Source organism: Bacillus sp. ME78 (assembly GCF_903970865.1).
GTDB lineage: Bacteria > Bacillota > Bacilli > Bacillales > Bacillaceae_G > Bacillus_A > Bacillus_A cereus.
In genome coordinates this window covers 180,887-193,267 of the sequence record NZ_CAJCKK010000005.1, presented here as the reverse complement: position 1 = coordinate 193,267, position 12,381 = coordinate 180,887, and the positions used below count along the sequence as shown (strand labels likewise).

Here is a 12,381-nt window from a genome sequence, read left to right as displayed (position 1 = left end):
TCGAGTTTATCATAAAGTGAAACTTTAATCATTGGAGAGTTTGTTCATCTCCAATGATTATTAGTTAAACCAATCGGACAGTTGATCTCCCACCTAATCTCCTCACATATACCGATTTTTAAGGCGAGGTCTTACTGCCCATTAATGCGGGATATAATAGATACACAATGGTAAAACAACTAGCTCCTATTACTAAGTCATGAATTTGGTAATTAAACGTAATTTGAATCACCTCTTGTATCGTAAACCAAATTACTGCCATCATTATACTAATCAAGACGATACGAATACACCGATTCACATCTTCAACCTCTTTATCTGTCATAGTAGTAGCAAGTGATTTCTTCCTATTTAATCGTATTAGAAAACGAAACAAGTTATTCACTCTTGCACACTCTAGTCCAAATAAAAAAGCACACTACTTTTTTGAGTAATGTACTTTTTATTCTTATTAAGACGCAGGCTTTGTCTCAAATGTTGCTTGATTAAAACTAATAACCTTTCCTTTCGGGTCATTGTTTTCATACTGAACTGCAGTAATCGTATGACTACCTGTTTCAAGCGTCTTTTCTTTTAATTGTACTGTTGTCTGCGTTGTACTAGTTACTTGATGTCTATCTGTATACATTTGATCTACAAATATGAAGGTTTCTTTATCACTTTGAAAATTAGAAAGTTCTAATTCAACTTGCTGAATTAAAGTATCCTTTTTAATGAATACAGTCGGTATATTGCCATTTTCAGAAGTACCATCTGGAGTAATAACTTTTACTTTCCCTTCTCCAATTGACATTGCACCTTCAGGAAATACAACCATATTCTCATCACTTGCGTTTACAACTTGTTCTTCCTGTTTTGATTGCGCGTCCTCTTTTTCCTGTGGAGCACCGCAACCTACTAATAACAATACAGACAATCCAGTGATTATGAATTTTTTCAAAATTCATCCCCCCTGTCATTTGATTATAATTTATTATACAAAAATAACTTTTAAATTTTAAGACAACTTTTAAAACTTTTATGAACATATAGAAGCTTGCTCACGATTAATGTATCATACTTTCCTTAATAGAACATTAATTTTTTTTATGAAATAAATAGTAATTCCTTCTTATTTATCATTTTAGCCCAACAAATCGATATAATACCCCCTCAAAAATAAAAAGACATTGATATGTCCAATGTCTTTTCTATGTAGCACTTTAAAAAACAAATGTTGTGATTTCTTCTACTTCTTTTCTTGGAAGTTTTTTTGGCTTATCTTTCGGAAATCCTAGTGAAATAACCATATTTATTTGTTTTTCAGGCTCAATTTGTAAATATTGGCGCAGTTCATCTTGAGCTAGCAATACTGGCCCTGTCATTGGACAAGTACCAAGTCCCTTTGCATGTGCAGCTAACATTAAGTTTTGTGCCGCTAAACAGCTACTCTTAATCCCTTCTTCTTCCCAAACTGAATCTGGAACAAACGCAATTGGATCAAATATCTTTTCACGAAACTTTGATTCATATGGTGTTGCCAAACATACGATTAATACTGGTGCCTCAGAGAAAGCTGTCGCATATGGTCCGAAAGAACGTGTAAGTAATTTCCCTGCTTTCTCTTCTCCATTTTCTGCTGCTTTTGCCGCAAATTTATGTAATGCATCCCATGTCATTTTTTCAATTTCTTTAATCTTCTCTCGGTTCATAATAACCAAGAATTCCCACGTTTGTGAATTCGTATCACTCGGTGCGTAACGAGCACAATCAATTATTTCTTTTATATCATTAGTAGATACTTCTTGATCTGTAAATTTTCTAACACTTCGTCTTCCGTGAATTACTTCTTTAAAATCTTCATAATTCATATATTAAATCCCCTTTTTACAGCGTTTTCAAAACTTGTCCTATGCTTGAATTATATCATGAAAAAAAGCCGGAAGAATACCAGCTTTTTTCTTCATGATTAATTTGTCACTTTAAACAAACGAATACTCTCTTCATATGCAGCTTGTAATTTTTTCGTAATTGGTCCTCTTTCACCAGCTCCAAACTGTTCATCACCAATTTGAATGACTGGGAATATTTCAAGTGGCGTCGCTGTAAAGAAGCACTCATCAGCTTCATATACTTCTTGTAATGAAAACTCTCGTTCTTCTACTTCGATATGTAACTCTGTCGCTAATGTAATCACGTAGTGACGTGTAATACCATGTAAAATGAAATGATCCGCTGGATGTGTAATTAACTTATTATTTTTCACAATAAAGAAATTGGAATGACACCCTTCAGTCACAATGCCATCCCGTACTAATATTGCTTCTTGATATCCTTGTTCATTTATTTTGTTTTTGATCATAATATTAGGAAGCAAATTTAAAGATTTTATATGGCAAAACTTCCACCTGATGTCCTCTTCTACTGTTACCTTAATCCCTGCCTCCATTGAAGCAACTGGTCTTGGGAACGAAACAAGATTTGCAAAATATGTCGGTTGTAAATCTGATTCATATACATGATTGCGCGGTTGTGCACCTCTTGATATTTGTAAATATACATTCCCATCTTCTTGAAATTGATTTTTTTCAATCATTTGATATAACTCTTCTACTAATTCTTCCTTCGTAAATGGTGGAATTAGTTTTATTTCTGCCATAGAGTTAAAGAATCGTTCTAAATGTAAATCTAATAAATGAGGCTTGCCATCGTATAGTCTAAATACTTCATAAATACCATCACCAAATTGGAAACCGCGCTCTTCTAATGCGACCATCGGCTGTTCTTCCTTCGTATTAATCATTCTCCCATTAAACAAGATCCAATCTTTATGAGTAGCTTTCATTCTTCCCCACTCCTTTATCACATGATTGATTTTATTGTACAACTTATGTCACCTCGAAAGAAGGAATTTTCTGTATTTTCACAAACAAAAAATACATCACTTCGTAAAAGTGATGTATTTTATCATTTATTTAAGGAAATATTTTTCAATATCATCTAACATAAGGTTCGCAGCTTTAATACCGCCTGCTGTATTCCAGATTACCTCATCTACTTGGAATACTTTATTATTTTTAGAAGCCTGTAGTTGCTTAAAGAGTGGATCTTCTGTCCATTCCTTTGCTAACGAATTTCCTTCATTATTCTTATCTGCATCTTTATCAGACGTGAAATAGAATAAGTAGTCTCCGTCCATATTTGGAATTTGCTCTTTTGTAATTCCTTTTATCGCAAAATCATCTTTATCTTGTAATGGTGGTCGTTTAAATCCAATATCATTTAAAACAACTCCCGAGAATGAGTTTTTTTGATAAATACGAACATCACCTGGCACGAAACGAATAATAGAAACTTTAGAATTCAATTTATCGCCTAACTTCTCTTTCATTCCTTCAATACGTTTTTTATAATCATCAAGAGCTTTTTGCCCTTCTTTTTCTTTATTTACAGCTTTTGTATAAAGCGTAAAGTTTTCTTTCCAATCACCGCGTAATGTTTCTGCATAAACAGTTGGTGCGATTTCTTTTAGCTGATTATATATTTTTTCGTGACGCATTTTATTTCCGATAATTAAATCTGGCTTAAGCTTCATTACTGCTTCTAAATTAATATCACGTTCAGTTCCTACAACTTCCGTATTTTTTAACTCTTTCGCTACATGAGGATACCATTCATCACCAGCACGTGGTTTCGTAGTCCCCACTGGCGTTACGCCCACAGCTAGAAGAGCCTCTGCACCTTCATTTGTTAAAACAACAACTTTTTTAGGTGTACCATTTACTGTCGTTTCGCCCATTGCATGCTTTACCGTATATGAATCTTTTGCTTTCTCTGATATATCATTTTCCTTTTTCTCTTCTTTACTACATCCTGCAATTACAACCATGAGTATCATAATGCAGAACATAATTAGTTTTTTAGTATGTATCATATGTCCTCCCTAGATGAAATCGATTATCATTAACAATTAAAGATTAATGTATCCTACATACATTGTCAATGTATATCAGAAAACTTTTTTAATATATACTGTTTAGATTCTATCCGCTTTTCTAATGTTTCTTTTTAAAACATAGTGCATAAGTATGAAAATAAATGTTGTTATTAAAATGCGTATCTTTGTTATACATAACAAAGATACGCATCCATATTGCATTATCATTTTAATTGCTAATATTGAGTATACTTAATATACGATGGATCATTATATACCCACTGATTTCCACCAAGGTTTAACCAACCATTTTCATTTATATATACTAAATAAGATTCTGGAGAATTTAATTGGCGGATAACTGCAGATGTAGTCGATGGACCACTTCTTAAATTTACATTCATCCCTTGTATATATGCAACCCCAATCGGACTTCCATCACTATTACTTGTCTTTACAAAATTAATGTAAGAAGGATCATTATACACCCATTGTCCATTCCCCAAATCTAACCATCCGTTACTTTCCTGATATACAACGTAAGATTCTGGAGAATTTAATTGACGAATAACTGAGGAAGAAGTTGATGGACCATTTCTTAAATTTACATTTTTCCCAAGGATATAAGCGATTCCCTTCGTTTGAGGTGTCGGTTGTGGGTTAGGAGGTTGTGGATTTGGAGCTACTCCAAAAATAGCCGCTATTCCATTCGCATACGCTTGACTTAGATCTTCAATAAATTGTGGATTTTTTAATAAATTTGCATCAAACGTTGTATCAATAAAGGCAGTCTCAGTTAAAATTGCATCCATTGCGGTTTCTCTTAATACCGCATAATTTTCTTTTTTTGCTCCTCGATCACGAAGACCGTATTTTGTTAATATAGGATTTACTGCTGTATGCATCTTTTGTTGCTTTGCATATGCAGTGCTGCTGTTGGATAACGCATTATAAATATAGCTTTCAAAACCTGTACCCCCGCCGCTATTAATATGAAATGAAATAAAATAATCCGCACCAAAAGCATTGGCAATATTAGCACGTTCCGATAAAGAAATAAACACATCACTATCACGTGTCATTTTAATTGTAATTGGGTAATTTACCGTTAAAATGTCTCGAACGCGTCTAGCAATTTGAAGTGTTAAGTTTTTTTCTACTAAACCATTACCAACAGCACCAGAATCATATCCACCGTGCCCTGCGTCTATAACAAGTTTCATTTTATTGCCCCGCCCCTTTCTTGTAATATGTTTGCATTGCTACTCGTCCTATTTTATGTGAAATGTACAAGTTCTGTTACAATTACAAATAAAAAAACGCCTTATGTAAGGCGTTTTCTATCATCTTGCTTTAACCAATTTAAAATAAATATATACGATTGATAGTGAACATAACGTATGCAAAATAAAATAAATAAAAGTGTTATTCCAGCACCACTATAAAGTAAACCGAACTTAAAAAAAACATTCACAAGTGGTGGAAAGTTCATTAGATTTTGTAATGTACTAAGCATACAAAACATAATGAAAAAGACAGGGACGTATTGTAATTCATACGGCTTTTTTTTCTTACTCATTCTTTTCCGAATGAGTATATGACATAATTCTGCTACTATAAAGCACCCTCCAATTAATACAAGACCAGAAGTCATCGTCATACATCCACCTGCCTTATATTTATTTTATCTCATAAATAATCATCGTTATATTTTCTTTACATACTCTTCATCTTCTGAAGTAAAACCAAAACTCTCTATGAAAGACTTCGCCTTTTCTGTTAATTCCTCTTGTAGCACTTTTATTTCTTTCACATTTCTTTGTTTCATCATTTCTTCAAATGTAAAATACGTATTTGCACCATAACCGTAACCTTGGTAATCAAAATGAATAATTAGCTGTGATAAAACAGCTCGTTCCTCTTGAACACTATAATCTATTACACCAATATATGTATCATCAACTTTCACACAGTACTGTACCTTTTTCTCACCTAAACTATGCGATTTAAACATTTCTTTAACAACGCTTTCATTTTCTACGGTAACTTTCTCAAACGTAATCATATGTTGTCCATCCTTTTACTATTATTGTATCAATAATACTTCCTATTTATGAAAAAAACCTTAAGACCGTATGCGATCTTAAGGTTTTTCTAATTAAACTAAGCTATACGCACGTTTTGTTTCTTCATGGAACTTATTCGTATCGTATTTATGCTCAACATAAATTTGGTGCCATACCATAAACGCAAGGACAGTCCAAATTTTACGGCTATAATCGCCTTTATCTGCACAATGTGCTTCCAGTAAGTTTAATACATACTGTTTGTCGATTAAATGCTCTGTTTTACTCTCGTTTATAATATTGATAGCCCAATCATGCATTTCGTCTTTTAACCAGTGACGAATTGGTACTGGGAATCCAAGTTTTTTACGATCTAATACGTGATCTGGAACGATTCCGCGTGCTGCTTCACGTAAAATAGCTTTCGTAGTTCCGTTAGCAATCTTAAATTCAGTTGGAATTTTAGATGCAACATCGAATACTTCTTTATCTAAGAACGGTACACGAAGTTCTAATGAGTTTGCCATTGTCATTTTATCAGCTTTTAATAAAATGTCACCACGTAACCATGTGAACATGTCAATGTACTGCATTTTGCTTACATCATCATAATCTTTAATCTCGTTATACAATGGTTTCGTGATATCCATATAGTTAACACTTTCATTGTAATACTTCATTAATTCAACTTTTTCTTCTTCACGGAAGATTTTCGCGTTTCCATAGTAACGCTCTTCAATTGGCGTACATCCACGCTCTAGGAAGCTCTTACCTTTAAATCCTTCTTTAAGAGCACCACTTAATGCTTTTAGAACGCTCTTACCTGGGCTAGGAATGTAAGAGAACATTTTTAGTGAGTTTGGCTCACGATAAATGTTATAACCACCAAATAACTCGTCTGCACCTTCACCTGAAAGAACAACTGTTACATGCTTACGTGCTTCTTTTGCAACGAAGTACAATGGTACAGCTGCTGGATCTGCTAAAGGATCATCCATATGCCAAATGATTTTTGGGAACTCATCCATAAACTCTTTCGCTGAAATGAATACGTTATGGTTTTTAACGCCTAATTTCTCAGCAGTTTCTTTGGCAACATCAACTTCACTGAAACCACGTTGTTCAAAACCAATAGAGAATGTTAAAAGATTTGGATTCATTTCTCTTGCGATAGAAGCGATAATAGATGAATCGATACCACCAGATAAGAATGAACCTACTGGTACATCACTGCGCATATGCACTTTTACTGAATCGTATAACACATCACGAATTGCTTGGATATGCTCCTCTTTCGTTGCGCTTGAAGCATTGAAATAAGGTTTCCAGTAGCGATGGATCTCCATCTCTTTACCGATTTCTTTTACGAAATAATGACCAGGCTCAATTTTATTAACATCAATTGTTAATGTTTCTGGCTCTGGACCATATTGGTACGTAAAGTAATGTTGTAGTGACGTTGGATTAACTCCTTTATCTTCCATCACATGCATAATACTTTTCTTCTCAGATGCGAAGAATGTAGTATCACCTTGTTGTGCGACGTATAAAGGTTTAATACCGAAGTGGTCACGTGCACCGAAAAGTTTCTTCTCTTCACGATCCCAAATCATAAATGCAAACATACCACGAAGATAGTCTACACATTTTTCTTTCATATGTGCATACAATGCAATGATAACTTCTGTATCAGATTGTGTTGCAAACGTTGCACCTTTTTCAAGTAACATTTCACGTAATTCTACATAGTTGTAAATTTCACCATTAAAAATAATTACATATCGATCATTTTCATAAGTTAGCGGCTGATGTCCTGCCTCTAAGTCAATGATACTTAAACGGCGGAAGCCAAATTGTACATGTTCATCACGAAAATATCCTTCGTCATCTGGACCACGGTGGAAAATCATCGTGTTCATATTTTCAAATTGATGTTTTTCTGTTTCTGAAAACTCTCTAGGGTTTTCACATAAACATCCTACAAAACCACACATACTTCTTACCCTCTTTCGGTTTTCATTCTGTTTCTATACTACTATATCAACCCTATTTATACTAGCATAATCAACTGAATATGGCGACCAAAAACTATAAAAAAATCACTCCATTTCACATTTTTAACAATTTTTTATGAAAACATGAAAACTAGGCACTCACCTTTCTCCGCTTTTGTCATATGATATTGCAAATTGATTTCTAGGAGGGAATACCATGAGTGAAGAAAAAAAAGATTCTTCTCGCCCACCGGTTCGTAATTACTTAAAGCAAATTGATGATTTCTTCGAGCAAACACCTCTTCGCAATGTAATCGCTGATTTAAATCATTTTTTCCAAAAAGGAAACCGTTTATTAACATTCCCTGTAGATTTATATGAAGTTGGTGAAGAACTCGTTGTTACAGCTGAACTACCAGGTATACAAAAAGAGCAAATTCAAATTGAAATACAAAGTGAATACTTAAAAGTCTCTGTAAAAGAAGAGATACTCGAAGAAGAAGAAGAAACATCCCATAACTATTATCGCCGGGAACGTTCCATTTCAGAAGCATCAAGATTGATTAAGTTGCCGTATTCAATTAATAAAAAAGCAGCAAAAGCTTCTTATCAAAACGGCGTATTAGAAATTCGGGCGCCGAAACTTCCCCAACAACATGACATTTTATCCATAGACTAATGCAAAAAAAATAAGGGTGCATAGCACCCTTATTTTTAATCCACTAATCGCTTCATATCACGTATAATGTCTTCATATGGCGTATTACTAATTCCACTATACTTTTTCATTACTTTTCCGTTTTGATCAATTAAATAAAATGATGTGCCATGCATGACCTGACCATTCTCCGGCTTATCTACAAGTGATTGGAAATTATCTTTTGAAAACTTCGTAATATCTTCTAACGAATATCCCGTTAATAAATTCCAGTTACTAGTATCCTCTGTAAACTTTTGAATAAAAGCTTTCAGATTTTCCGGCTTATCAAGGTCTGGATCTACACTAAATGAAACAAACTGAACGTCTATCTTCTCTTCTTTTGCCATCTTTTGCAGCTTGGCCATATTTGCAGTCATTGGTGGACAAACTGTTTGACAATTTGTGAACATAAAATCTGCAACCCAAACTTTCCCTTTTAAATCTTTTGTACCAAATTGCTTTCCATCTTGATTTGTAAATTGGAAAGTTTCTAAATCCCAATTTAATGGTTTACGAAGCTTTGAACCTGATTCACCACATCCAGCAAGTACAAAGAGACAAAATACAACCATAAGACCAATTATTTTTTGATAACGCTTCATTTATAAACCTCTTTTCTCTATCCTAAATTTAAATAGGTTATGTTTATAATAACAAAAGTTAACACTACGAGAAAATTGTTTACTACATTTGTTCACGAAATCGTACGAATTTACGTATGTTACTTCTTTATTTCAAGCGAATTACTAGACAAAATATATTTTTTTACTATTATTTCTATAAATAGAATTGATAAAACTAATTTTATTGTTACTTTTGTAAATACCTCTCCCTATTTTTTAACAATTCCTTAAACATTAATCCATGTTTTACACTGTATTCCTTAACAACATTTCGGTACAATACAAATACAACGATTGTAAATGAGGTGATGTTCATGGCAAAGCGCTATGAAAATATGGATAATGTTAGTACAAAAAAATCAATTCGCTCTTTTTTACGCTGGCGTAAAGAACGAAAGCAAAACAAAAAAGATTTTTCTTTCTTAGTAGAACAATCACCCGTTAAACAAAGTGCATTTTTGCAAAGTAATGTAAAAAAAACGACTGTCACATGGATTGGGCATTCTACTTTTCTTATCCAAACGAATGGACTTAATATATTAACAGATCCAGTATGGGCCAATAAATTAAAGCTAGTTACAAGACTTACAGAACCTGGACTCTCTATAGAAGCACTGCCTAAAATTGATATTGTCCTTATTTCACATGGTCATTATGATCATTTAGATTTTTCAACTCTTCGTCAGTTGAATGATGATGTTCTATATCTTGTACCTATCGGATTAAAAAAATTATTTACTCGTAAGAAATTTAAACATGTAGAAGAGTATAAATGGTGGGAAAGTACGATAATTAACGAAGTTTCTTTTCACTTCGTACCTGCTCAGCACTGGACGAGAAGATTCTTATTTGATATGAATACGTCTCACTGGGGCGGATGGATTATTGATAATGAAACGACTATGGAAACCATATATTTTTGTGGCGACAGTGGCTATTTCCAAGGTTTCAAAGAAATCGGTGAACGCTTTTTAATTGATATTGCTCTTATGCCCATTGGCGCTTATGAACCAGAATGGTTTATGAAAGTATCTCATGTTTCACCTGAAGAAGCTGTGCAAGCTTATTTAGATTTAAACGCTACGCATTTTATACCGATGCATTACGGAGCTTTTGCACTCGCCGATGAAACACCTCGTGAAGCAATAACTAGACTTCGAAATAATTGGAATTTGCGCATGTTACCATGGGAACAACTGCATGTACTCTTTTTAGGCCAAACTTTTATTTATAGTAACGCAACAAATGATAAGCAAGTAAATGAAAAAATTGAAACTTTACATGTGTAACGTAACGACTGATTTTCTATATCCAACATATAATATAGAAAATCCTATAATGAAATTTTAATCAGTGGGAGTTTCTTTATCCCCACTGATTATTAACCTTCACCAATCGGGCTTTTACGGACAGCCCGCCACCTAACCTCTTTGCTCCAGCTAAATTTTGAGGTGGGAGTTTTACTGTCCGCAAATAGCAGGATAAAGGGTGTTATCTATGAATGAATATTTACAGACTCGCTATATCATTAGCGGTAGTGCCTGTATAGCTCTTCTTATTTCTTACTTTCTATTTACATAAAAAAGCTACTTGAAATATATTTTCAAGTAGCTTTTTTATTACTCTGCTAAATACATAAATCCGATTGCACCTGGACCTGTATGAGTACTAATTATAGGCGTTGTATAGAAAATTTCTGATTGAGCAAACCCACTCACTTTTTCAACCGCCGCTTTCATACTTTCAGCTAAAGGAATTGCTTTCGCATGCGGAATTGCAACAGCCTTTACAACTTTTCCAGCTGTATCTTGCTCAAATAACTTAGCTAATGTTTTTACAATTTGGCCTTGGCTACGAACTTTCGTTACAGGATTATAAACACCATCTTCAAGACTAGCAATTGGCTTTATATTAAGCAGCGAACCGATAAACGCCTTTCCTTTACCGATACGTCCACCCTTCACTAAGTTTTCTAATGTATCTACTACTACATATAAACGAGTATTCTTTCTTACTTCATCTACACGTTTTAAAATTTCTTCTAGTGAGCGTCCTTCATTTGCCATTTTTGCAGCTTCAATCACTTGATATGCTAAAGCATGTGTAATAAATTGAGAATCAACAACTGTTACTTTTGTATCAGTCATTGATGCAGCACTATTTGCAGTTGCTACAGTACCACTCATTCCACTTGTCATATGAATGGAAAGTACTTCACTTCCATCTTCACCTAACTTGTCGTACATTTCTACAAATGTACCCATTGCAGGTTGTGATGTTTTTGGTAGTTCCTCTGATTTAATCATTTCTTCAATAAATTCATCTGGTTGTAGATCAACGCGATCTAAATATGTTTGTCCATTTACAGAGATTGATAATGGTAGAACATGAATGTCATACTTCTCGATTACCTCTTGTGATAAATCTGCCGTTGAATCTGTTACAATTTTAATTTTTTGCATATTATATTCTTCCCTTTCCAATACGCTCTCCTTGTTATTATACTAGTATTCCCACTGCTTTCAACAATTTGGAACGAAATTTCATCAAATTAATTATATTTTTATATCTAAAATGAAAAAGACAGAGCTCCTAACCCTGTCTCTACTCTATATCATGCATTTTTTTCAAGAGTATTTGTTTTATATACATTTAAATAATCATTCCACTTCAAACAATTTTGTAAATATTCACGGAAAGAATATGAAAATCTTGGATGTTTTTGTTTTTGAATTTTTGCAATAAATAATTGAAGACGAGACTGAATTAGAAACGATAATGGATGCTGTGCCTGTAGGACAGGGATTTCGAATATTTTAATACAATCCCCTGTTGAATGAGTGAAATAAAAACTTTTCGTAATCACAATATCAATCCTCTTTTTCATTGGATTTTTGAACTTCCTCTACTTTGCGCTGTAAGACGTTGTTTAAAGTGGAGTAAAATCAGACTTATATGATTTCTGTAGTCCTTATGGCTAGAAGATTTATACTCTATTCATCTCCACCTAATCCATCTTCCCGTCCTAAATATCCCTGAGACGGGAATCTCATTATCCATCAATTGTTTAATACATTTAGTA

Annotated in this window: 14 protein-coding genes; 2 read left to right on the top strand and 12 right to left on the bottom strand. The window is 33.7% G+C overall.

What is annotated here, in order from left to right:
• Positions 1-118: 118 nt before the first annotated feature.
• The 9 genes from H6481_RS09310 to asnB all read right to left on the bottom strand — a co-directional run bounded on the left by H6481_RS09310 (position 119) and on the right by asnB (position 7,976).
• The gene (locus H6481_RS09310; RefSeq protein WP_259347364.1) at positions 119-385 is read right to left on the bottom strand and encodes a hypothetical protein; all 267 of its coding nucleotides are present in this window, start codon (positions 383-385) and stop codon (positions 119-121) included.
• A 66-nt stretch (positions 386-451) separates the two neighbouring features.
• Positions 452-940, bottom strand: a complete 489-nt coding sequence (locus H6481_RS09305) for a hypothetical protein (RefSeq protein WP_000713495.1) — start codon at positions 938-940, stop codon at positions 452-454.
• A gap of 262 nt (positions 941-1,202) precedes the next feature.
• Positions 1,203-1,850, bottom strand: a complete 648-nt coding sequence (locus H6481_RS09300) for a nitroreductase family protein (protein ID WP_153591573.1) — start codon at positions 1,848-1,850, stop codon at positions 1,203-1,205.
• 98 nt (positions 1,851-1,948) lie between these two features.
• Positions 1,949-2,824, bottom strand: coding sequence for a D-amino-acid transaminase (gene dat, locus H6481_RS09295; RefSeq protein ID WP_153591574.1), 876 nt, complete (start codon positions 2,822-2,824; stop codon positions 1,949-1,951).
• Between the two features lie 126 nt (positions 2,825-2,950).
• The gene (locus H6481_RS09290; protein WP_182811527.1) at positions 2,951-3,913 is read right to left on the bottom strand and encodes an iron-siderophore ABC transporter substrate-binding protein; all 963 of its coding nucleotides are present in this window, start codon (positions 3,911-3,913) and stop codon (positions 2,951-2,953) included.
• Between the two features lie 239 nt (positions 3,914-4,152).
• The gene (locus tag H6481_RS09285; protein ID WP_182811524.1) at positions 4,153-5,139 is read right to left on the bottom strand and encodes an N-acetylmuramoyl-L-alanine amidase; all 987 of its coding nucleotides are present in this window, start codon (positions 5,137-5,139) and stop codon (positions 4,153-4,155) included.
• A gap of 101 nt (positions 5,140-5,240) precedes the next feature.
• Positions 5,241-5,570 carry a hypothetical protein gene (locus H6481_RS09280; protein ID WP_000200464.1) on the bottom strand — a complete coding sequence of 110 codons (330 nt, stop codon included), beginning with the start codon at positions 5,568-5,570 and terminating at the stop codon, positions 5,241-5,243.
• Positions 5,571-5,621: 51 nt separating this feature from the next.
• Positions 5,622-5,981: a GNAT family N-acetyltransferase gene (locus H6481_RS09275; protein WP_000627519.1), complete on the bottom strand. Its 360-nt coding sequence runs from the start codon at positions 5,979-5,981 to the stop codon at positions 5,622-5,624.
• A 93-nt stretch (positions 5,982-6,074) separates the two neighbouring features.
• On the bottom strand, positions 6,075-7,976 hold the full coding sequence (gene asnB, locus H6481_RS09270) for an asparagine synthase (glutamine-hydrolyzing) (protein WP_000333826.1): 1,902 nt from the start codon (positions 7,974-7,976) through the stop codon (positions 6,075-6,077).
• 217 nt (positions 7,977-8,193) lie between these two features.
• On the opposite strand from asnB, the gene H6481_RS09265 reads away from it, so the two are divergent.
• Complete coding sequence (locus tag H6481_RS09265; RefSeq protein WP_001288086.1) at positions 8,194-8,655, top strand: Hsp20/alpha crystallin family protein; 462 nt, start codon at positions 8,194-8,196, stop codon at positions 8,653-8,655.
• A 35-nt stretch (positions 8,656-8,690) separates the two neighbouring features.
• Here H6481_RS09265 and H6481_RS09260 read toward each other — a convergent pair whose 3' ends face one another.
• Positions 8,691-9,278: an SCO family protein gene (locus H6481_RS09260; RefSeq protein WP_182811521.1), complete on the bottom strand. Its 588-nt coding sequence runs from the start codon at positions 9,276-9,278 to the stop codon at positions 8,691-8,693.
• Between the two features lie 335 nt (positions 9,279-9,613).
• Between H6481_RS09260 and H6481_RS09255 the strand changes: the two genes are divergently transcribed.
• Entirely contained in the window at positions 9,614-10,588 is a 975-nt protein-coding gene (locus H6481_RS09255; RefSeq protein WP_001129640.1) for an MBL fold metallo-hydrolase, read from the top strand.
• 330 nt (positions 10,589-10,918) lie between these two features.
• Here H6481_RS09255 and H6481_RS09250 read toward each other — a convergent pair whose 3' ends face one another.
• Entirely contained in the window at positions 10,919-11,761 is an 843-nt protein-coding gene (locus H6481_RS09250) for a DegV family protein (protein ID WP_029948540.1), read from the bottom strand.
• A 152-nt stretch (positions 11,762-11,913) separates the two neighbouring features.
• Entirely contained in the window at positions 11,914-12,165 is a 252-nt protein-coding gene (locus H6481_RS09245; RefSeq protein ID WP_000629012.1) for a DUF2535 family protein, read from the bottom strand.
• Positions 12,166-12,381: the final 216 nt, after the last annotated feature.

Bases quoted from the DNA above. Each gene is read 5' to 3' on its own strand.
- dat (WP_153591574.1), bottom strand. From the start codon at position 2,824: ATGAAAGCTACTCATAAAGATTGGATCTTGTTTAATGGGAGAATGATT.
- H6481_RS09250 (WP_029948540.1), bottom strand. From the start codon at position 11,761: ATGCAAAAAATTAAAATTGTAACAGATTCAACGGCAGATTTATCACAA.
- H6481_RS09280 (WP_000200464.1), bottom strand. From the start codon at position 5,570: ATGACTTCTGGTCTTGTATTAATTGGAGGGTGCTTTATAGTAGCAGAA.
- asnB (WP_000333826.1), bottom strand. From the start codon at position 7,976: ATGTGTGGTTTTGTAGGATGTTTATGTGAAAACCCTAGAGAGTTTTCA.
- H6481_RS09300 (WP_153591573.1), bottom strand. From the start codon at position 1,850: ATGAATTATGAAGATTTTAAAGAAGTAATTCACGGAAGACGAAGTGTT.
- H6481_RS09275 (WP_000627519.1), bottom strand. From the start codon at position 5,981: ATGATTACGTTTGAGAAAGTTACCGTAGAAAATGAAAGCGTTGTTAAA.
- H6481_RS09265 (WP_001288086.1), top strand. From the start codon at position 8,194: ATGAGTGAAGAAAAAAAAGATTCTTCTCGCCCACCGGTTCGTAATTAC.
- H6481_RS09255 (WP_001129640.1), top strand. From the start codon at position 9,614: ATGGCAAAGCGCTATGAAAATATGGATAATGTTAGTACAAAAAAATCA.
- H6481_RS09285 (WP_182811524.1), bottom strand. From the start codon at position 5,139: ATGAAACTTGTTATAGACGCAGGGCACGGTGGATATGATTCTGGTGCT.
- H6481_RS09290 (WP_182811527.1), bottom strand. From the start codon at position 3,913: ATGATACATACTAAAAAACTAATTATGTTCTGCATTATGATACTCATG.
- H6481_RS09260 (WP_182811521.1), bottom strand. From the start codon at position 9,278: ATGAAGCGTTATCAAAAAATAATTGGTCTTATGGTTGTATTTTGTCTC.